Source organism: Bradyrhizobium xenonodulans (genome assembly GCF_027594865.1).
Lineage (GTDB): Bacteria > Pseudomonadota > Alphaproteobacteria > Rhizobiales > Xanthobacteraceae > Bradyrhizobium > Bradyrhizobium xenonodulans.
This window is the reverse complement of record NZ_CP089391.1, coordinates 1,155,311-1,175,167: the sequence shown is the minus strand read 5'-3', so window position 1 is coordinate 1,175,167 and position 19,857 is coordinate 1,155,311. Positions and strand designations below refer to the sequence as shown.

Sequence of the window (19,857 nt, the reverse complement as noted above, 5' to 3'; positions counted from 1 at the left end):
GCCCCCGAGGGGCTAAAGTGATTGTCACAGCCGCGCCGGCGAATGTTCCGGTCGCCGCATGTTGCTCACATGGCCGCCGACGGAAGCGGCACGCCGGGCTCAGCCAGTAGCGCGAGCCGATTCTTCACAGCGAAGGCCACGATCGAGTCCGCGCATCGACCTGTTTTCAGGCGCGGCCCAGGGAGCACGGAGCGAATGCATCAGGCCGCAAGCCTGCAATTCGAGCGCGTGATGGATGAGCTCGTCCTCTGGCACGCCGTACCCGAGGACGAACGCTCGCCGGCACCGGCGTGGTGGTGGGGGCCGGCGATGGCGGTGTGCGACACGCACGAGCCGATGCGACACAACTGGTGTTGCGAGCTTGGCCTCGGCGATGGCTCGAGCTTTGCCGAAGGTGCGCACGCTCTTCTCACGCTGTTCGCCGAGCAAACCTCGCTGACCTGGCCGGATGATTTTCCGCGCAAGGCGGAGATCAAGCAAGACGACGTCAGCGAATTGCACCCGCAGCCGTCAGACGACGGCGCGTTTCAGCCGTAATGCCGCGGCTTCCTCGGCCGCAAGGTCCTGCTCCGGCTGGAGCGGCGGCGCGACAGGCAGCACCATCGGCCGCAGCAGCTCGGCCATCTGCTTCGCCGGCACCGGCTTGGAGATGAGGAAGCCCTGCATCTCGTCGCAGCCATGGGTGCGCAGGAATGCCTCCTGCTCGGCATTCTCGACGCCTTCGGCGACGACGGTCATGCCCAGCGCCTTGCCCATGCTGATGATCGCCTGTGCGATCGCCTGGTCCTCCGAATCCTGCGGCAGGTCGCGCACGAAGGAGCGGTCGATCTTGATGGTGTCGATCGGGAAGTGCTTCATCAGCGACATCGACGAATAGCCGGTGCCGAAATCGTCGATGGCGAGGCGAATGCCGCGGCTCTGAATGGCGTCGAGCACCTTCAGCGCGCGCCCGACATTGCGCATCATCATGCTCTCGGTGACCTCTAGCTGGAGCAGCACCGGTGACATGCCGGAGGCCGCCAGGGCCTCGTCGACGTCCTGCAACAGATGTTCGTCGACGAATTGCCGCGGCGACAAATTGACCGCCATCGACACCGGCAACAGGCCGCGGCGCTGCCAGGCCATGGCCTGCGCGCAGGCTTCCTTCACCACCCAGCGTCCGATCGGCACGATCAGCCCGGTCTCTTCCGCGAGCGGAATGAACTGCGCCGGCGAGATGCTGCCGAGATCGGGGTGCGTCCAGCGCAGCAGCGCTTCCACGCCGGTGATCTGGCCGGTCTCCATGTCCACCTTGGGCTGGTAGTTCAGCGAGAACTGCTCGCGCTCCAGCGCCCGCCGCAGCGCGCTCTCCAGCGACAATCGCTCGATCGACTGCGTCGTCACCTCCTTGGAGAAGAAGCGATAGCCGTTCTTGCCGTCTTCCTTGGCGAGATACATCGCCATGTCGGCGTTCTTGGTCAGCGTCTGCGCGTCGGAACCGTTGGCCGGATACATCGCGATGCCGATCGAGGCCGTGGTGTGGCATTCGTGCCCGGCCAGTTCCATGGGCTCGGCGAGCGCCGCCAGCAGCCCGGTCGCAATGTGCTGGACGTCGTCAATCTCGCCGCATTGGTCGAGGATCACCACGAACTCGTCACCGCCGAGGCGCGCCACCACGTCGCTTTCCCGCAGCGCGCCGCGCAGCCGGTTCGCCACTTCGAGCAGGAGCAGATCGCCAGCCTCATGGCCGAGCGAATCGTTGATGACCTTGAAACGGTCGAGATCGATGAACAGCACCGCGAAGCGGTGATCGTGGCGCTGGGCTTCGCCGATCGCCTCGCGCAACAAACCATTGAAGGTCTCGCGGTTCGGAAGATCGGTCAGGCTGTCATGCGAGGCGAGATACTCGACCCGCTCGTCGGCCTCGTTCTTCTCGTCGGCGCGGTCGAAATTCTCCATCGCAAACGAGACGTTGTCGGCGAGACGCTGCAGCAGCTCCACGAACTCGGTCGTGAAAGTGTCCTGCTCGATCGACATGTAGATCATGACGCCGACGGCCCTGTCGTGCGTGATCAGCGGGAATGCCGCGCCGGAGCGCGCCCCGTCGCCTTGCAGGACGGCATGGAAGGCGCTCACGCGGCTGTCGTTGACATAGTCGTTGCTGACACAGGGCCGCCGGGTGCGGAACGCCGTGCCACTCATGCCGCGCCCCTCGGGGCGGTCGGCGTCGATGGACAGTCGAACGTTCCTCGTGGTTTCGGCGGACGGCCCCGCGGCCGCGACGATCGCGAGCTGATCGCTGTCGGCGCTGGCGAGCGCGATGGTCGTCGATGTGAACTTGCCGCCGGTGGAGGCGGCCTGACACACCAGATCGAACAGCTCGGCGCGCGACTTCGCCCGTACGATCGCTTCGTTGGTGGCGCTCAGCGCGGCGAACATGCGCGTCAGGCGCTCCTTCTGCGCCTCGGTCCGCGCCCGCTCCTCGGCCCGGTCGAAATTGTCGAGCGCAAAGGATACGTTTTCTGCGAGGCGCCCCAGCAACTGGATGAGATCGGGCGTGAACGTGCCACGTTCCGGAGAATTGAAGAGGAAGACGCCTTCGACGCGATCGCCGCTGAACAGCGGCAGCGCCGCGGAGGATCTGATCCCGTTGCGGCGGGCGTTGGCCTGCCAGGGCTTGATCCGGTCGTCGGACAGCACGTCGTTGCTGATGCAGGGTTGGCGCGTCCGGAAGGCCGTCCCGGTCAGCCCGCGCCCTTCGGGCACCTGGTCGGAGGTGGAGAATTTGAAATTACGAACCTGATCCGAATTCGGGCCGTAACAGGCGACGACGCGCAGCAGCTCGTCGTGATGGTCGGCCAGCGCGATGGTGGCCGAGGTGAACTTGGCGCCCTTCGCCGTCGCTTCGCAGACGAGGTCGAACAGCTCGGCCCGCGAATGCGCACGCAGGATCGCCTCGTTGGTCGCGCTGAGCGCCGCGTACATCCGCGCCAGGCGATCTTCCTCCTCGGCGATCCGCGCTTTCTGGGCCTCGCGGTCGAAATTGTCGACGGCGAAGCAGACATTCTCCGCGATGCGCAGCGTGAGCGCGACGATCCCGTCGTCCTCCACCCAGGACTGGCTGAGGAAGGACAGGATGACGCCGATACTCTGGCCGTTCCGGATCAGGGGAGCCGCGATACAGGCGGCAACACCCGTGTTGATATTGGCCTGCTCCCACGGCGTCCCCCTGGTGCGACGCGCGAGATCGCGTTCAACATTGGGCTTCTGCGTCCGGAACACCTCACCGGAAATGCCGCGGCCATAGGGATTTTCGGGATCGACGGAGTAGCGGGTCCGGGCCACGAGCTCCAAATTCTCACCGGTGCCGGCGACTGGCTTCAGCCAATGCGAGTCCGGCTCCTTGAGCAGAACGAAGGTTGCCAGCGACTTGCCGCCATGCACGGAGGCGTCGCACACGAGCTGATACAGCTCCTGCTCGGTCTTCGCGCGCAGGATGGCTTCGTTGGTCGCGCTGAGCGCGCCGAACATGCGGTTGAGCCGTCGCGTCGCGCGCTCGCTGGTCTGCCGCGCGGTCTCGCGCGCGAAATTGTCCAGCGCATAGGAAATGTTGGCCGACATGCGCTCGAACAGCGACACCATCTGCTCGTTCAGCGAGCCGGCCTCGCTGCGGGTCACATACAGCACGCCGACGCTCTTGCCGTTGCAGAGCAGCGGCAGCGCCGCAGCTGCGCCGATATGGGCCCTGGCGGCCCCCTCGCGCCACGCCCGCGAGCGCGGATCGTTCAGGTAGTCGTTGCTGATGCTCAGCTTCTGATCGCGAAATGCTTCGCCGCCGACGCCCGATCCCTCGGGTGTGCCGGCCTCGGTGGTGATCTCGAGCGAACGCAGCCGCGCAACGTCGTCGCCGCAGCCGGCCGCAAAGCGCAACCGCCCGCCATCCGGCCCCACCAGGAACACGGCGACGGCCAGAAAATCCCCGCTCGAAAACCCGGCGTCGCAGACCTTCTGGTACAGCTCGTCCGGCGATTTCGCGTAGAGGATCGCTTCGTTGATGGCGCTCAACGCCGCAAAGGTGCGCGCGAGTGTCGTCGGCACGATCTCAGCTCCCGGGCATTTCTGCCTATTTCTCCCGGATGCCTTTATGAAGGGCGATCGCCTAAGTGGTCGTTATTGCGCGCTGCAAACCATCGATCAAAGTGAACGAGCTGCGAATGACCTACGGCAAACTATCGAAAATACCGCCGCACGGGACGAATCCCTGGCGACAAGCGCGCTCTCTTTACGAATTTGCAGCCCTGTATTGGTTTACGGGAGATTGATATCGGCCCTGCGCTTTGAGACGATGGCTCCCAACAAGCGGCCCGTTAAGGGCACAACGACAAGGGAGCGCCATGCCCATCGTCAAGGCCGACCGCCTCACGCGCATCAGCGCCGCTTTGCTCCGCGCCGCCGGAGCTTCCGAGGAAGAGGCCGATGCGGTGGCCACCGGCTGCGTCAACGCCAATCTCGCCGGCCATGACTCCCACGGAGTGATCGCGGTCCCGACCTACATCGACCGCATCAAGGCGGGCCATATCGTGCCCGGCACCAAATGGTCCATCGTCCGGGAATCGCCGACCACGACCGTGATCGACGGCCATTGGGGGTTCGGCTTCCACGTCAATGCGAAAGCGATGGCGCTGACGATCGAGAAGGCGAAGACCGCGAATGTCGCGGCATGCACCGTGTTCCGGCAAAGCCATGTCGGCCGCCTCGCCGCCTATCCGCTGATGGCGATGCGCGAAGGCATGATCGGGATTGCGACGGCGGATTCCGGCCGCTCGCCGAAGCACGTGGCGCCGTTCGGCGGCAAGGAGGCGCGGCTTGGCACCAACCCGATCTCGATCGCGGTGCCGTCCGATCTCGACGCGCCGTTCTATCTGGACATGGCGACCTCGGCGGTGGCGGCCGGCAAGATCCAGCTCGCGGTCGCCCGCGGCGAGGAAATTCCGACCGGATGGATCATTGATGCCGAGGGGCGGCACACCACCGATCCCACGCAATACCGCAAGGGCGGCGCGCTGCTGCCGCTCGGCGGCACCGAGGGTTACAAGGGCAGCGGCCTCGCCGCGATGGTCGAAGTGCTGTGCGGCCTGCTCACCGGCCTCGGCTTTGGCGTCGAGCCCACTGGCCGGCACAATGACGGATGCTTCATGGCGGTGTTCAATGTTGCCGCGTTCCGCCCGCTGAAGGAGTTCAAGCGCGAGGTCACCGAATTCGCGCAATACCTGAAATCGACGCCGCCATCCGAAGGCAGCAAGGGCGTTTATTATCCCGGCGAGATCGAGGGCCTGCGCGAGCAGCAGCGCCTGCGCGACGGCATCGAGATCGAGGATGCGACCTGGGAGAAGCTGCGCGCGCTGGCGCACGAGTACCGGCTCGACACCGTGCTCGACCTGGCCTGACGGAATTTTGGAGAACAGCAGCATGAATCGGCAGATGGTCCTTGTCGGCTTCCTTCAGGCGCAGAACTGCACGAATTTGCCGAGCTCCTGGCGGCATCCGGACTCGCGCGACGATTCCTTGTCGGCGGACTACTATCAGGAGATCGGAAAAATCCTCGAAGCCGGCAAATTCCACATGGCCTTCTTCGACGACCGCCTGGCGATGCCCGACCGCTACGGCAACGACCACGCCCACACCGTCGAATACGGCATCCGCTGCGTGAAGATGGATCCGCTGATCGTGCTGACGACGATGGGCATAGTCACCGACAAGCTCGGCCTGGGCGCGACCTGCTCGACCACCTATTACGAACCGTTCGACGTCGCGCGCCGCTTCGCGACCCTCGACCTGATGTCCGGGGGGCGTGCGGGATGGAATGTCGTGACCTCGCTCAATGACGGCGAGGCGCTCAACATGGGCCGCGACTCCCATCCCGAACACGACTCCCGCTACGACAAGGCCGACGAATTCATGGAGGTCGTGCTCGGCCATTGGGACACCTGGGAAGACGGCGCGCTGATCATGGACAAAAACAGCGGCCGCTTTGCCGATCCGGCCAAGGTGAAGCGGCTCGATCACAAGGGGCCTGCTTTCAAGTCGCGCGGACCGTTCACCGTCCCGCGTTCGCAACAGGGCCATCCTGTCATCATCCAGGCCGGCGCGTCCGGTCGCGGCCAGCGCTTTGCCGGGCGATGGGGCGAGGTGATCTTCACCGCTGCGCGCAACCTCACTGCTGCCAAGGAGGGCTACACATCCGTGCGCAACGAGGCCGCGAAGGCCGGCCGCGATCCCGACCAGATGTTCCTCTGCAATCTGACGACGCCGGTCTGCGCCGCGACCAAGACTGAAGCCGAAGACAGGATGGCGCTGATCAACAAGCTGCCGCTCGAGATCGACGCACTGTCGCTGCTCGCCGAGGCGCTCAACTATGATTTCGCCTGCAAGGACCTCGACGCGCCGCTGACCACGGAGGAGCTGAAGAGCATGCAGGGCATTCTTGGCATCCGCGACGGCGTGCTGAAGAATTCAGGCAAGAGCAATCCGAGCGCACGCGACTTCGTCACCTTCTCCGGCCGCGGTCAGGTGAATGACGCGATGGTCGGCGGCCCCAGGGAGATCGCGGACAAGCTGGAGGAAATGTTCGTCGAGCGCGGCTGCGACGGTTTCGTCATCGCGGCGACCTATGTGCCCGGCTCCTACGCCGACTTCGTGCAACATGTCGTGCCGGAGCTGCAACGGCGCGGCCTGTTCCAGAAAGAATATCGCGGCAAGACGCTACGCGAAAATCTCGGGCTCAAGCGGCCCACGGCCGGCGCCTGGAAGGCGCAGTCGCGCGACGCCGCGGAATAACAAGGACACGCTATGCGCTGGCTGAAATTCACTGCCTCGGACAAGACATCCTGGGGAATCGTCGAGGGGGACCGGGTCATCGCGGTCGATGGCGATCCCTTTGGCGAATGGCAGCGCACCGCGCGCACGCATCCGCTTGGCGACGTCAGGATCGAGCTGCCGCTGATCCCGCGCACCTTCTATTGCGTCGGCCTGAATTACCTCAAGCACCTGAAGGAAGCCGCCGACAAGCGCGGCGAGGTGCCGGCCGTCCCTGACAGGCCCGAGATCGGCTATCGCGCCCAGAATGCGCTGATCGCGCATGACGAGGAGGTCGTGATCCCGTCTTTTGCGACGGACAAGATCCACTACGAAGGCGAGCTCGTCGTCGTCATCGGCAAGAAGGTGAAGCACCTCACCAAAGAGAACGCGATGGATTGCGTGTTCGGCTACACCATCGGCAACGACGTCAGCGAGCGGAGCTGGCAGAAGGCCGACCGCAGCCTGTGGCGGTCGAAGAACGCCGACACGTTCAAGCCGATGGGCCCTTGGATCGAGACCGAGGCCGATCTCGCGAAGATGCAAACGATCGTCAGGGTCAACGGCAAGGAGACCAACCGTTTCCACACCAACGACATGATTTTTGGCGTGGTGCCGTTCCTGGTCGAGCTGACCAGGTATTTCACGCTATGGCCGGGCGACGTGATCTGGATGGGTACGGATGGCGCGTCGCCGGATATCAAGCATGGCGACGTCGTGGAGATCGACATCACGGGTGTGGGGGTGCTGCGGAACAGGTTTGTGCGGGAGGAGCGGTGACAAGGTGCCGTAGGGTGGGCAAAGGCGCGTAGCGCCGTGCCCACGATCATTCCGCCGCCAGAAAGAACGGTGGGCACGCTTCGCTTTGCCCACCCTACGGCACTACGGCACCTCCCGTGTATCAAAACGGCAGCGCCACCCCCGTCTTGATCTCCTTCAGCACCACGTTGCTGCGGACATAGCGGATGCCGGGAATGCGGAACATGAACTCGTCGAGGAAGCGGTTGTAGGCCACCATGTCCTGCACGACGACGCGCAGATGGTAGTCGGCATCGCCCGTCGTCGCAAAGCACTCCAGCACCTCGCGCCGCGTGGTCACCCGCGCGACGAACTCGTCGACGAATTTAGCGTCGTGCCGCTCCAGTGAGACGTGGAGGATTGCGGACATGGCAAAGCCCGCCTGCTCGCGCGCGACCAGCGCCGCATAGCCCTGGATGACACCGCTCTCCTCCAGCGCGCGCACCCGGCGCCAGCAGGCCGAGGTGGACATGCCGACCTCATCGGCCAGCTGCTGGTTGGTGGCACGGCCATCCTTTTGAAGGTGCGCGAGAATCCGTGCATCCTGGTCTTCGATCATCGGCCTCACCAAAATGGATTATTTCACCGCGTATGAGCCTATATCGGATAATATTACCAGAACAGGCGCCATTTCAGGAAAAATAGGTAAGACCTACCAACCATCAGGGCCTACCCTTCTTCCATTCGGCAGGGATGCCGCGGGAGGTCCGCATGGACGCCATTCCGTCACTCGACAGCTACGAGCTCTCCGACCGCTACGACCGCAAGGAGGGCCGCGTCTTCCTCACGGGCACGCAGGCCATCGTCCGCATCGCGCTTGACCAGATCAGCCGTGACCGCGCCGCGGCGCTGAACACCGCGGGCTTCATCTCCGGCTATCGCGGTTCGCCGCTCGGCGGTGTCGACCTCGAGCTCTGGCGCATCCAGGAGCGGCTCAAGCGGGACCGCATCGAATTCCTGCCGGCGGTGAACGAGGACCTCGCGGCAACCGCGGTGCTCGGCTCGCAACAGGTCGAAACGCAGGCAGATCGCACCGTCGACGGCGTGTTCGGACTCTGGTACGGCAAGGGCCCCGGCGTCGATCGCTCCGGCGATGCGCTCAAGCACGGTAACGCCTACGGCTCCTCACCGCATGGCGGCGTGCTGGTCGTTGCCGGCGACGACCATGGCTGCGTCTCATCCTCGATGCCGCACCAATCCGACGTCGCCTTCATGAGCTGGTTCATGCCGACGCTGCATCCGGCCAGCGTCAGCGAGTATCTCGCGTTTGGTGAGTATGGCTACGCGCTGAGCCGCTTCTCCGGCATGTGGGTTGGCTTCAAGGCGATCTCGGAGATCGTCGAGTCGGGCGCCTCCGTCGCGCTGCGCCCGCCACGCATTTTCCAGATGCCCGACTTCACGCCGCCACCGGGCGGCCTGCACTATCGCTGGCCGGATCTGCCCGGTCCCCAGATCGAGGAACGGCTGGAGGCAAAGAAGCACGCGGTCTACGCCTTCGCAAAGGCCAACCCCATCGATCGGCACATCTACGACATTCCAGGCGCCACCTACGGCATCGTCACCACAGGCAAGGCGCATCTCGACCTGATGGAAGCGCTGCGGCTGATCGGCCTCGACGAAGCCGCCTGCCGCAGCATCGGCATCGACATCTACAAGGTCGGCATGGTCTGGCCGCTGGCGCTGCACGACGCGATGGATTTTGTGAAGGGCAAGCGCGAGATCCTCGTGGTCGAGGAGAAGCGCGGCATCATCGAGAGCCAGTTCAAGGAATATTTCTACGACTATCCCGGCAGCAAGCCCGAGCGGATGGTCGGCAAGCACGACGAAACCGGCGCAAGGCTGATCTCCTGGATCGGCGAATTGTCGCCGCGCGCGCTCGCTGCTGTGCTGGCACGCCGGCTTGACCCGATGTTTCCGGGCCTCAATCTCGCCGCACGCGCAGCCGCTTTGATGCCGGAGGCGGCGCGCACGATCAACGTCCCGGGCGCGACGCGTACACCGTATTTCTGCTCGGGCTGCCCGCACAACACATCCACAAAGGTGCCTGAGGGATCCAAGGCACTGGCCGGCATCGGCTGCCATTTCATGGCGAGCTGGATGGACCGCGAGACCTCGTCGCTGATCCAGATGGGCGGCGAAGGCGTGAACTGGGCGGCATCGTCACGATTCACTGGCCATAAGCATGTCTTCCAGAATCTCGGCGAAGGCACCTACTACCACTCCGGCTCGATGGCGATCCGGCAGGCGATCGCGGCCAAAGCCCACATCACCTACAAGATCCTGTTCAACGACGCCGTGGCGATGACCGGCGGCCAGCCGGTCGACGGTCCCGTCAGCGTGCATGCCATCGCGCACAGCGTCCGCGCCGAAGGTGTTGCGCGCATCGCGCTGGTATCGGACGATCCCGCGCAGTTTGCACCCGCCGATTTCCCTGATGGCGTGACCATCCATCCGCGCGAGGAGATGGACGCCGTGCAGCGCGAGCTACGCGAGGTTGCCGGTGTCTCCGTGCTGATCTATCAGCAAACCTGCGCCACCGAGAAACGGCGCCGGCGCAAGCGCGGGCAGATGACCGACCCAAAACGCTTCGCCTATATCAACGACCTCGTCTGCGAAGGCTGCGGCGACTGCTCGGTCGAATCCAACTGCCTCAGCGTCGAACCGAAGGAAACGCCGTTCGGCCGCAAGCGCCAGATCAACCTCTCGGCCTGCAACAAGGACTTTTCCTGCCTCAACGGTTTTTGCCCCAGCTTCGTCACCGTCGAGGGCGCCACGCGCCGAAAGAAGAGCGCCAGCCAGATCGACGCTGTCGGCCGCGCGGCCACGCTTCCCCTGCCCGCGCCCGCGACGCTCGATCGTCCCTATGACCTGGTCGTAACAGGCGTCGGGGGCACCGGCGTGATCACGGTCGGCGCGCTGATCGGCATGGCGGCGCATCTGGAACGTCGCGGCGTCTCGGTGCTCGACTTTACCGGATTTGCGCAGAAATTTGGGCCGGTGCTGAGCTACATCCGGCTTGCCGCCTCGCCCGAGGCGCTGCATCAGGTCCGCATCGACCAAGGCGCGGCCGATGCGCTGATCGGCTGCGACCTTGTCGTCAGCTCCTCGCCGAAGGCGTCCGGCACCTATCGCCGCGGCACGCGCGCGGCAATCAATACCGCGGAGATGCCGACCGGCGACGTCGTCCGCTTCCGCGACGCCGATCTCGCCTCCCCCGCGCGGCTGCGCGCGATCGGCTGCGTGATCGGAGACGGCAATCTCGACACCATCAATGCCAACGCGCTGGCCGAACGGCTGCTCGGAGATGCCGTCTATGCCAACATCATCATGCTCGGCTTTGCCTGGCAGAGCGGGCTGGTTCCGATCTCGCTGTCGGCGCTGCTGCGCGCCATCGAGCTCAACGGCGTCGCGGTCGAGCGCAACAAGCAGGCTTTTGCCTGGGGCCGGATCGCCGCCGCCGATCCGGCGTTTTTGCCGAAGCCAAACGAGGCACCTGAAGCCGAGACGCTGGACCAGCTCATCGCCCGTCGCGCCGATTTCCTTACTGCCTATCAGAACGGTGCCTATGCCGCGCGCTACCGGGCGATCGTCGCGAAGGTCCGCAGCGCCGAAGCCGCATTGAACAGCGCAGCGCTGACCGAAACAGTCGCGCGCGCCCTGTTCAAGCTGATGGCCTACAAGGACGAATACGAGGTGGCGCGCCTGCACCTGCAGAGCGGCTTCCTCGACGAGCTAAAGCGCGAGTTCGAGGACGGTTTTAGCGTCCAGTATCACCTCGCCCCGCCGTTCCTCCCGTCCAAACGCGACGCGCGCGGCCGGCCGCGCAAGCGCGCGTTCGGTCAGTGGATCCAGATGCCGCTCGCCATGCTGGCGCGGTTGAAGGGACTGCGGGGGGCGGCTTTCGATCCGTTCGGCTACGCCGCGGAACGGCGCGCGGAGCGCGAGCTGATCACCTGGTACGAAGACTTGATCGAGCGGATGCTTGGCCGGCTTGAAGGAGCGCATCTGGCCGACCTCGTCGCAATCGCCAAAGGGCCGATGGATATCCGCGGCTATGGCCCGGTGAAGGACGCTGCGATCACGAAGGTGAAAGCCGAGACAGAAAAGCTGCTCACGGATTTGGCAACGTCGGTATCGCCAAAGATGCACGCCACCGGTTGACGCGGCGCCAGCGAGGCTTCAGCCTCCGAAACTGAGGGCTCCCTGATGGCGCCCCCTGCAATCAGGTGATGCATCATGGATTTCGACCAGTTGACCCTGACCCAGGCCGCCGCCGACCTCCGCACCGGGAAAATCACGAGCACCGCGCTCACAACGGAAGCCCTGAGCCGTGCCAAGGCCAATGCCGAGCTCAATGCCTTCGTCACCCTGGACGAGGCCGGCGCTCTGAAGGCGGCCGCCGCATTCGACGCGACGGGCGACAGGAGCAAGCCGCTCGGCGGCGTTCCCATCGTGATCAAGGACAATATCGAGGTTGCGGGATTGCCTTGCAGCGCCGGCACGCCCGCCCTGAAGGACTACGTGCCGAAGACCGATGCACCCGTGGTCGCAAAGTTGCGGGCCGCGGGCGCAGTCATCATCGGCAAAACCAGCATGCACGAGCTTGCCTTCGGCATCTCCGGCTACAACACCGCATTCAAGACCGGTGCGGAGTTCGGCGTACGCAATGCCTATGACCGCGCCCTGATCGCCGGCGGCTCCTCGTCGGGCACGGGCGCGGCGATCGGCGCGCGGATCGTTGCGGGCGGGCTTGGCACCGACACCGGCGGATCGGTGCGGGTTCCCGGCGCATTGAACGGATGTGCCTCGCTGCGTCCGACAGTCAGGCGCTATCCGCAAGACGGCATCGCGCCGATCTCGCACACCCGCGACACCGCGGGGCCGATGGCGGCGACCATCGCCGATGTCGCGCTGCTCGACCGCGTCATCGCGGGTGGCGAGGCCATTGCGCCAGCTGATCTGAAGCAGGTCCGCATCGGCATCGTCAAATCGATGCTGACCAATCTCGATGCCGACACCGGGGCTGCTTTCCATGCAGCGATCGCAAAAGTGGAGGCGCAGCGCATCACGGTCGTCGGGATCGAGATGCCGCAATTGGCTGAGCTCAACGGCCAAGTCAGTTTTCCCGTCGCGCTGTACGAGGCCTATGACGACATGGTCGCGTATCTCAGGCACACCGGCACGAGTCTCACGATCGAGACGCTGGTGAAGGAGATCGCGAGTGCCGACGTGAAGGGCACCTATGAAGGCCTGGTGCTTCCGCGCAAGCTGCCCGGTCCGGACAACACACTGCTCGACGCCAGGCCGATCTACGACGCCGCGATCAAGACCGCGCGGCCGGCACTGCAGGCGCTCTACAACAACACGTTTGCCGGCAACAAGCTCGACGCTATCGCCTTCCCGACCACCCCGCGCGTCGCGATTGCCTCCAATCCGGAGTCCAGCACGCTCGAGAATTTCGGCCTGTTCATCCAGAACACCGATCCCGGCAGCAATGCCGGCATTCCCGGGATCCAGATTCCGATTGGACTTGGTGCCACGAGTAAGCTGCCTATCGGACTTGAACTGGATGGTCCGGCGGGAGGCGACCGCCACCTGCTTGCGATCGGTATCGCGCTGGATAGCGTGTTTGGACGTTTGCCGCCTCCGCGCTGACGCTCTCGTAGGATGGGCAAAGCGAAGCGTGCCCACCATCTGTCGCTATCATTGATGGATGGTGGGCACGGCGCGGTGCGCCTTCGCCCCCCTACGGCACCGACCGCTGAACCTCACGAATACGGATTGATCAGCTTCTGCTGCTCGGCACTGTGGTGCACGAGCATGTCGATGAAGGTCCTGACCTTCGCCGACAGATGATGCTTGTGCGGATAGACCGCGTTCATCGACATCTCGACCGGCCGGTATTCCGGCAGGAGGCGCACCAGCCGGCCGGCGTCGAGATCGTCGCCGACCAGGAAGCCGGCGGCGAGGCTGATGCCTGCGCCCTGAAGTGCGGCCTCGCGCAGGGCTTCGCCGCTGTTGGTGATCAGATTGCCCGAGACGCGCACCGAGGCCGGCGTGCCCTTGCGATCGAAGAAGCGCCACTCGTCGAACGGATAATTCACGTGGCGCACGCAATTGTGCTCGGCGAGCTCCTCGAGCCTCGTAACGCGCCCATGCGCCTCGATATAGGCGTGCGAGCAGCACAGCACGTGCCGCCAGGTCGCAAGGCTCCGCACGATCAGGCTCGAATCCGGCGGCGCGATCATGCGCAGCGCGAGATCAAACCCTTCCTCGATCAAATCGACATTGGTCTCGCCCATGCGCAGATCGACCTTGACCTCCGGATAGGTCGCGAGGAATTCGGCCATCACTGGGGCCACGAACGACACCATGTGGGTGGCGGTGTGGATGCGCAGCGTGCCGCGCGGGGTCGATTGCAGCGCACCGGCGATATCATCGGCCTGCTCGATATCGGCGAGGATCTGGATGCAGCGGTCGTAATAGGCCTTGCCGATCTCGGTGAGATTGACCTTGCGCGTGGTGCGCTGAAGCAGCCTCACCCCGAGCCGGTCTTCCAGGGCCTGAACGTGATTGCTCACCATCGTGGTCGACATGTTGAGCTTGCGGGCTGCTGCGGAGAAGCCGCCAGTCTCGACCACCCGGCTGAACACTTCGAGGCTGGTCAATCGGTCCATGCCGCTTGATTATCCGCTTTCGATAGATAATCGCAAGGAATTCGCCCCGATTATCTATCAAATCATACACACGGCTCCCATTTGCGGCTTCGCGGGCCGTCGGACGCATACGTTAGCAGCAATCGCGCGACAGGCGCGGCAATCGCTCTGGGGCAGTCGCGGGTCTGGTTCGGTAGACCTCCAAACCAAGGCGATGTCTCCGACTATCCATCCCTGATGGATAATCCTTCCAGCATTTCGCCAATTATCGCCCGAACTGGAAAGACCCATAGTCTCACCAAGCCGACAGGAGACTGCAATGTCCGAGATGCCCCGCACCGAGAATTTCCAGCAAGCAACTGAAATCGCTCATGATTATAAAAAGGCATCCCCGGCCATACCGGCCCGGAACATGGTCCGGCGCGCGGCGCTGGTGCTGACGCTTCTCGCAGGCACGGCAGCCATTGGCTATTACGGACACGACTACTGGACCAACGGCCGCTTCCTCGAGACGACCGACGACGCCTATGTGAAGGCCGATTCCACGATCATCGCGCCGAAGGTCTCGGGCTACATCGCGAAGGTGCTGGTCGGCGACAACGAGAAGGTGAAAGCGGGCCAGACGCTGGCGAAGATCGACGACCGCGACTTCAAGGCGGCGCTCGGCCAGTCTCGTGCCGACGTCGCCGCCGGCGAAGCCTCGGTGCGCAACATCGACGCCCAGCTCGAGCTCCAGCAGCCGATCATCGCGCAGAGCACGGCCGATGTCGCCGCAGCCGACGCCAATCTGAAATTCGCGCAGGAGGAGCGCGCCCGCTACGACGATCTCATGAAGTCGGGCTCCGGCACGATCCAGCGCGCGCAGCAGACCGATGCGGCGCTCCGCGCCAGCAACGCGCAATTGCAGCATGCGAAATCCGGTCTCGTCGCCGCGCAGCGCAAGGTCGACGTGCTCACCACCCAGCGCGCCCAGGCCACGGCACAGCTCGACCGCGCCCGCGCGGTCGCTCAGCAGGCCGAGCTCAACCTGTCCTATACCGAGATCACCGCGCCGGTCGACGGCACGGTCGGCGCCCGCAGCTTGCGCGTCGGCCAGTTCGTGCAGGCCGGAACGCAATTGATGGCGGTGGTGCCGCTCGATGCGGTCTATGTGATCGCGAACTTCAAGGAGACGCAGCTCACGCATGTGCGCCCGGGCCAACCGGTCGAGCTGCACGTCGACAGTTTCCGCGAACAGACCCTGCACGGTCATGTCGACAGCCTGTCGCCGGCGAGCGGCCTCGAATTCGCATTGCTGCCGCCGGATAACGCCACCGGCAATTTCACCAAGATCGTGCAGCGCGTGCCGGTGAAGATCGTGCTCGACGACCACAGCCTCACCGGCCTGCTGCGCCCCGGTATGTCCACGGTGCCGACCATCGACACCAAGGTCACCGTGCTGGCCGAGCGCGAGACGGCCAGGCGCGTTGCCGACAACGCGGGCCGTCCGAACGGCGGCTGAGTTCGAAAGACCGGCGGGATTATCAAGTCCTGCCGGACGATGCTTCCACGACTTCCGCGATTATCGAAACCATCGGTCCAATGCATCCTGTCTCCGTAACCGAGACGAGGCTTCCATGAGCACGCTTCAACCAACCGTCAACGCCGCTGCCATCCTCCCCGCGCCCGCTGCGCCCGCCACCCCGGCGATCTCCGCGAAAACCTGGATCGCGGTGATCGGCGCCACGCTCGGCGCCTTCATGGCGGTGCTGAACATCCAGATCGTCAACGCCTCGCTCGCCGACATCCAGGGCGCGATCGGCGCCGGCATCGACGATGGCGGCTGGATCTCGACCTCCTATCTGATCGCCGAGATCGTGGTGATCCCGCTCTCGGGATGGCTGGCGCAGGTGTTCTCGATCCGGCTCTATCTGCTCACCAATGCGATCCTGTTCCTGATCCTGTCCGCCGCCTGCGCGCTGGCGCAGGACCTGCCGCAGATGATCGTGCTGCGCGCCGTGCAAGGCTTCACCGGCGGCGTGCTGATCCCGATGGCCTTCACACTGATCATCACGCTGCTGCCGCGTGCCAAGCAGCCGGTGGGACTTGCCCTGTTCGCACTGTCGGCGACGTTCGCGCCCGCAATCGGCCCGACGATCGGCGGCTATCTCACCGAGAATTTCGGCTGGGAGTACATCTTTTACGTCAACCTCGTGCCCGGCGCGATCATGGTCGGCATGCTCTGGTACGCGCTCGAGCCCAGGCCGATGAAACTATCGCTGCTCGCGGAGGGTGACTGGGCCGGCATCATCACCATGGCGATCGGCCTGTCGGCGCTTCAGACGGTGCTCGAGGAAGGCAACAAGGACGACTGGTTCGGCTCGCCCTTCATCGTCAAGCTCTCGGTGATCGCGGCCGTCGCGCTGACCGCTTTCCTGATCATCGAGTTGACAGTGAAGAAGCCGCTGCTGAACCTGCGCCTGCTGGTGCGCCGCAATTTCGGCTTCGGCATGCTCGCGAACTTCCTGCTCGGCGTTGCGCTGTACGGCTCGGTGTTCATCCTGCCGCAATATCTGTCACGCATTCAGGGCTACAATGCCGAGCAGATCGGCATGGTGCTGGCCTGGACCGGACTGCCGCAACTTCTGCTGATCCCGCTGGTGCCGCGCCTGATGCAGAAGTTCGATGCGCGCATCATCATCGGCGTCGGCTTCGTGCTGTTCGCGGCCTCGAACTTCATGAACATCTATATGACCAACGACTATGCCGCCGACCAGCTGATGTGGCCCAACATCGTCCGCGCGATCGGCCAGGCGCTGGTGATGGCGCCGCTGTCGGCGGTCGCGACATCGGGCATCGAGCCGGAGAACGCGGGCTCGGCCTCCGGCCTGTTCAACATGATGCGCAACCTCGGCGGCGCGGTCGGCATCGCGCTGCTCCAGACCCTGCTGACCAAGCGCGAGCAATATCACTCCAACGTGCTGATGCAGTCGGTCTCGGTGTTCGAGCAGGCGACGCGGACCCGGCTGGAACAGCTCACGCAATATTTCGTCAATCACGGCATTCTCGACCGTGCGGACGCCGCGCATCGTGCCTATGTCGCGATCGGCCATACCGTGCAGAAGCAGGCCTATATCCTCGCCTTCAGCGACACGTTCTATCTGCTCGGTATCGCATTGATCGTGGCGCTCGGCGCCGTCCTGTTCCTGAACAAGCCCGGCCAGGCCTCGGCCGGTGGTGCCCACTGACCTCAACCCGAGAAGCAAGGAGAGCGACCATGAAACCCCGCATGAACTACTACCAGGCCGCACCCGATACGATCAAAGCGCTGATGGCGCTGGAAAAGCAGATCCAGTCGACGGGTCTCGAGAAATCGCTGATCGAGCTCGTCAAGATCCGGGCCTCGCAGATCAACGGTTGCGCCTTCTGCATCAACATGCACACCGAGGACGCCCGCAAGCGCGGCGAGACCGAGCAGCGCATCTATCTGCTCAATGCCTGGCGCGAATCCCCGCTCTATACCGACCGCGAGCGCGCCGCGCTGGCCTGGACGGAATCAGTGACGCTGATCTCGCAGACGCATGCGCCGGATGACGTCTACGAGCAGGTCCGCGCACAATTCTCCGACGCGGAGACGGTGAATCTGACGATGCTGATCGGGGCCATCAATGCCTGGAACAGGATCGCGATCGCGTTCCGCGCGGTGCATCCGGTGAAGGTGAAGGCGTCGGTGGCGTGAGGGGTGCGCCCCAAGGCAGGTCTCGTAGGGTGGGCAAAGCGAAGCGTGCCCACCACTTCTATCGAAATACAGGAGGGATGGTGGGCACGGCGCAAATGCGCCTTTGCCCACCCTACGGCAGCTGCGTGTGCGGCTCAGACCGCCGTCGCCTTGGCGAACTCCACGTAGATCTCGCGCAGCCGCGTTGCCATCGGGCCGGGCTTGCCGTCGCCGATTGTCTTGCCGTCGATCGCAACCACCGGCTGGACGAACAGTGACGCCGAGGTCGCAAAGGCTTCCTTCGCCGCGAGTGCTTCGGCGACCGTGAAGGAACGTTCCTCGACACGGAGCTGGCGCTCTTCGGCAAGCGCCACCACAGCCTTGCGGGTGCAGCCAGGCAGAATCGCGTTGGAATTCTTGCGGGTGACGATGACGTCGTCCTTGGTCAGGATGAACGCCGAGGACGAGCCGCCCTCGGTGACGTAGCCGTCTTCCAGCATCCAGGCTTCGCCGGCGCCGGCTTCCGCCGCGGCCTGCTTCGCCAGCACCTGCGCCAGCAGCGCCACGCTCTTGATGTCGCGCCGCTCCCAACGGATGTCGGGCACCGTGATCACGTTGATGCCGGTCTTGGCCGCGGCGGCATTGATGATGTCCTTCTCCGAGGTGAACATCACGAGGCTCGACTTGACGTCACCCTTGGGGAACGCGAAGTCGCGGCCCTTGTCGGCGCCGCGCGTGACCTGGAGATAGACGAGGCCGTTCGCGACCTTGTTGCGCGCGATCAGCTCCTTCTGCAGCTCGGTGATGCGCTCGACCGTCTCCGGCAGCGCCAGCTTGATCTCGCCGACCGAGCGTTCCAGCCGCGCCAGATGCGAGGCGTTGTCGACCAGCTTGCCGTCGAGCACGGCCGAGACCTCGTAGATGCCGTCGGCGAACAGGAAGCCGCGATCGAGCACCGAGACTTTGGCGTCCGAGAGCGGAACGAATGAGCCGTTGACGTAGGCGATCGAGTCCAAGGCAGGTCTCCTGGCGGGAATGGGGTTACCCGCCGGTATAGGAGATTTGGCGGATCCGATAAACCCTCGATCCGTCATTCCAAGGCATTCGCAAAGCGAATGAGCCCGGAATGACGGTCAAAGCTAATGCGACAGGATCTTCGACAAGAACTTCTGCGCGCGGTCGCTGCGGGGCTTGCCGAAGAAATCGTCCTTCGCTGCGTCCTCGACGATCTCGCCGCGATCCATGAAGATGACGCGGTTGGCGACCTTGCGGGCAAACCCCATCTCGTGGGTGACGACCATCATGGTCATGCCTTCGCGGGCGAGATCGACCATGACGTCGAGCACCTCGCTGACCATTTCAGGGTCGAGCGCCGAGGTCGGCTCGTCGAACAGCATCACGATCGGATCCATCGCGAGCGCGCGGGCGATGGCGACGCGCTGCTGCTGACCGCCGGAGAGCTGGGCGGGAAATTTCTGCGCCTGCTCCTTCAAGCCGACGCGCTCGAGCAACTGCATGCCCTTCGTCACCGCCTTGTCGTGCGACCGCCCCAACACCTTCTCCTGCGAGAGGCAGAGATTGTCGATGATCTTCAGGTGCGGGAACAGCTCGAAGTGCTGGAACACCATGCCGACGCGCGAGCGCAGTTTTGGCAGATTGGTCTTGGGATCGTTGACCTTGGTGCCGTCAACGCTGATGTCGCCGCTCTGGAACGGCTCCAGCGCGTTGACGCATTTGATCAGCGTCGATTTGCCCGAGCCCGAGGGGCCGCAAACGACCACCACCTCGCCCTTGGTGACGCTGGTCGTGCAGTCGGTCAGCACCTGGAAACTCGGCGTGTACCATTTGTTGACGTGGCTGATTTCGATCATG

Annotated in this window: 14 protein-coding genes; 9 read left to right on the top strand and 5 right to left on the bottom strand. The window is 64.4% G+C overall.

Annotation, left to right across the window (positions count from 1 at the left end; translation table 11 throughout):
* The first annotated feature begins 195 nt into the window (after nucleotides 1-195).
* Nucleotides 196-537: a hypothetical protein gene (locus I3J27_RS05520; protein ID WP_270166175.1), complete on the top strand. Its 342-nt coding sequence runs from the start codon at nucleotides 196-198 to the stop codon at nucleotides 535-537.
* Here I3J27_RS05520 and I3J27_RS05515 read toward each other — a convergent pair.
* On the bottom strand, nucleotides 511-4,077 hold the full coding sequence (locus I3J27_RS05515; protein WP_270166173.1) for a bifunctional diguanylate cyclase/phosphodiesterase: 3,567 nt from the start codon (nucleotides 4,075-4,077) through the stop codon (nucleotides 511-513). The two genes, I3J27_RS05520 and I3J27_RS05515, sit on opposite strands and share 27 nt — an antisense overlap.
* Nucleotides 4,078-4,373: 296 nt before the next feature.
* On the opposite strand from I3J27_RS05515, the gene I3J27_RS05510 reads away from it, so the two are divergent.
* Genes I3J27_RS05510 through I3J27_RS05500 form a run of 3 tightly spaced genes read left to right on the top strand, consistent with a single transcriptional unit; the run spans nucleotide 4,374 to nucleotide 7,614 of the window.
* Nucleotides 4,374-5,426: an Ldh family oxidoreductase gene (locus tag I3J27_RS05510; RefSeq protein WP_270166171.1), complete on the top strand. Its 1,053-nt coding sequence runs from the start codon at nucleotides 4,374-4,376 to the stop codon at nucleotides 5,424-5,426.
* Between the two features lie 22 nt (nucleotides 5,427-5,448).
* Nucleotides 5,449-6,816, top strand: coding sequence for an LLM class flavin-dependent oxidoreductase (locus I3J27_RS05505; RefSeq protein ID WP_270166169.1), 1,368 nt, complete (start codon nucleotides 5,449-5,451; stop codon nucleotides 6,814-6,816).
* A 12-nt stretch (nucleotides 6,817-6,828) separates the two neighbouring features.
* Nucleotides 6,829-7,614 (top strand): fumarylacetoacetate hydrolase family protein, encoded by a 786-nt coding sequence (locus I3J27_RS05500; protein WP_270166167.1) that lies wholly within the window; start codon nucleotides 6,829-6,831, stop codon nucleotides 7,612-7,614.
* Nucleotides 7,615-7,735: 121 nt separating this feature from the next.
* Here I3J27_RS05500 and I3J27_RS05495 read toward each other — a convergent pair whose 3' ends face one another.
* On the bottom strand, nucleotides 7,736-8,191 hold the full coding sequence (locus I3J27_RS05495; protein ID WP_270166165.1) for an Lrp/AsnC family transcriptional regulator: 456 nt from the start codon (nucleotides 8,189-8,191) through the stop codon (nucleotides 7,736-7,738).
* A 152-nt stretch (nucleotides 8,192-8,343) separates the two neighbouring features.
* Between I3J27_RS05495 and I3J27_RS05490 the strand changes: the two genes are divergently transcribed.
* Nucleotides 8,344-11,793: an indolepyruvate ferredoxin oxidoreductase family protein gene (locus I3J27_RS05490; protein ID WP_270166164.1), complete on the top strand. Its 3,450-nt coding sequence runs from the start codon at nucleotides 8,344-8,346 to the stop codon at nucleotides 11,791-11,793.
* Between the two features lie 75 nt (nucleotides 11,794-11,868).
* Nucleotides 11,869-13,287, top strand: a complete 1,419-nt coding sequence (gene iaaH / locus I3J27_RS05485; protein ID WP_270166163.1) for an indoleacetamide hydrolase — start codon at nucleotides 11,869-11,871, stop codon at nucleotides 13,285-13,287.
* Nucleotides 13,288-13,400: 113 nt separating this feature from the next.
* Here iaaH and I3J27_RS05480 read toward each other — a convergent pair whose 3' ends face one another.
* Nucleotides 13,401-14,309 (bottom strand): LysR family transcriptional regulator, encoded by a 909-nt coding sequence (locus I3J27_RS05480; RefSeq protein ID WP_270166161.1) that lies wholly within the window; start codon nucleotides 14,307-14,309, stop codon nucleotides 13,401-13,403.
* A 298-nt stretch (nucleotides 14,310-14,607) separates the two neighbouring features.
* Between I3J27_RS05480 and I3J27_RS05475 the strand changes: the two genes are divergently transcribed.
* From I3J27_RS05475 to I3J27_RS05465, 3 genes are all read left to right on the top strand, one after another.
* Nucleotides 14,608-15,789 (top strand): HlyD family secretion protein, encoded by a 1,182-nt coding sequence (locus tag I3J27_RS05475; protein ID WP_270166159.1) that lies wholly within the window; start codon nucleotides 14,608-14,610, stop codon nucleotides 15,787-15,789.
* A gap of 115 nt (nucleotides 15,790-15,904) precedes the next feature.
* Complete coding sequence (locus I3J27_RS05470) at nucleotides 15,905-17,515, top strand: MDR family MFS transporter (protein WP_270166157.1); 1,611 nt, start codon at nucleotides 15,905-15,907, stop codon at nucleotides 17,513-17,515.
* A 29-nt stretch (nucleotides 17,516-17,544) separates the two neighbouring features.
* The gene (locus I3J27_RS05465; RefSeq protein ID WP_270166155.1) at nucleotides 17,545-18,006 is read left to right on the top strand and encodes a carboxymuconolactone decarboxylase family protein; all 462 of its coding nucleotides are present in this window, start codon (nucleotides 17,545-17,547) and stop codon (nucleotides 18,004-18,006) included.
* 134 nt (nucleotides 18,007-18,140) lie between these two features.
* Here the strand turns inward: I3J27_RS05465 and I3J27_RS05460 are convergent, their stop codons facing one another.
* Together I3J27_RS05460 and I3J27_RS05455 are read right to left on the bottom strand one after the other, a co-directional pair.
* On the bottom strand, nucleotides 18,141-19,001 hold the full coding sequence (locus tag I3J27_RS05460) for a D-amino-acid transaminase (RefSeq protein ID WP_270166153.1): 861 nt from the start codon (nucleotides 18,999-19,001) through the stop codon (nucleotides 18,141-18,143).
* A gap of 123 nt (nucleotides 19,002-19,124) precedes the next feature.
* Nucleotides 19,125-19,856: an amino acid ABC transporter ATP-binding protein gene (locus I3J27_RS05455; RefSeq protein WP_270166151.1), complete on the bottom strand. Its 732-nt coding sequence runs from the start codon at nucleotides 19,854-19,856 to the stop codon at nucleotides 19,125-19,127.
* Nucleotide 19,857 lies beyond the last annotated feature (1 nt).

Coding starts and splice junctions, on each gene's coding strand:
- I3J27_RS05490 (WP_270166164.1), top strand. CDS start 8,344: ATGGACGCCATTCCGTCACTCGACAGCTACGAGCTCTCCGACCGCTAC.
- I3J27_RS05475 (WP_270166159.1), top strand. CDS start 14,608: ATGTCCGAGATGCCCCGCACCGAGAATTTCCAGCAAGCAACTGAAATC.
- I3J27_RS05465 (WP_270166155.1), top strand. CDS start 17,545: ATGAAACCCCGCATGAACTACTACCAGGCCGCACCCGATACGATCAAA.
- I3J27_RS05500 (WP_270166167.1), top strand. CDS start 6,829: ATGCGCTGGCTGAAATTCACTGCCTCGGACAAGACATCCTGGGGAATC.
- I3J27_RS05455 (WP_270166151.1), bottom strand. CDS start 19,856: ATGATCGAAATCAGCCACGTCAACAAATGGTACACGCCGAGTTTCCAG.
- I3J27_RS05470 (WP_270166157.1), top strand. CDS start 15,905: ATGAGCACGCTTCAACCAACCGTCAACGCCGCTGCCATCCTCCCCGCG.
- I3J27_RS05505 (WP_270166169.1), top strand. CDS start 5,449: ATGAATCGGCAGATGGTCCTTGTCGGCTTCCTTCAGGCGCAGAACTGC.
- I3J27_RS05520 (WP_270166175.1), top strand. CDS start 196: ATGCATCAGGCCGCAAGCCTGCAATTCGAGCGCGTGATGGATGAGCTC.
- I3J27_RS05510 (WP_270166171.1), top strand. CDS start 4,374: ATGCCCATCGTCAAGGCCGACCGCCTCACGCGCATCAGCGCCGCTTTG.
- I3J27_RS05480 (WP_270166161.1), bottom strand. CDS start 14,309: ATGGACCGATTGACCAGCCTCGAAGTGTTCAGCCGGGTGGTCGAGACT.
- iaaH (WP_270166163.1), top strand. CDS start 11,869: ATGGATTTCGACCAGTTGACCCTGACCCAGGCCGCCGCCGACCTCCGC.
- I3J27_RS05495 (WP_270166165.1), bottom strand. CDS start 8,191: ATGATCGAAGACCAGGATGCACGGATTCTCGCGCACCTTCAAAAGGAT.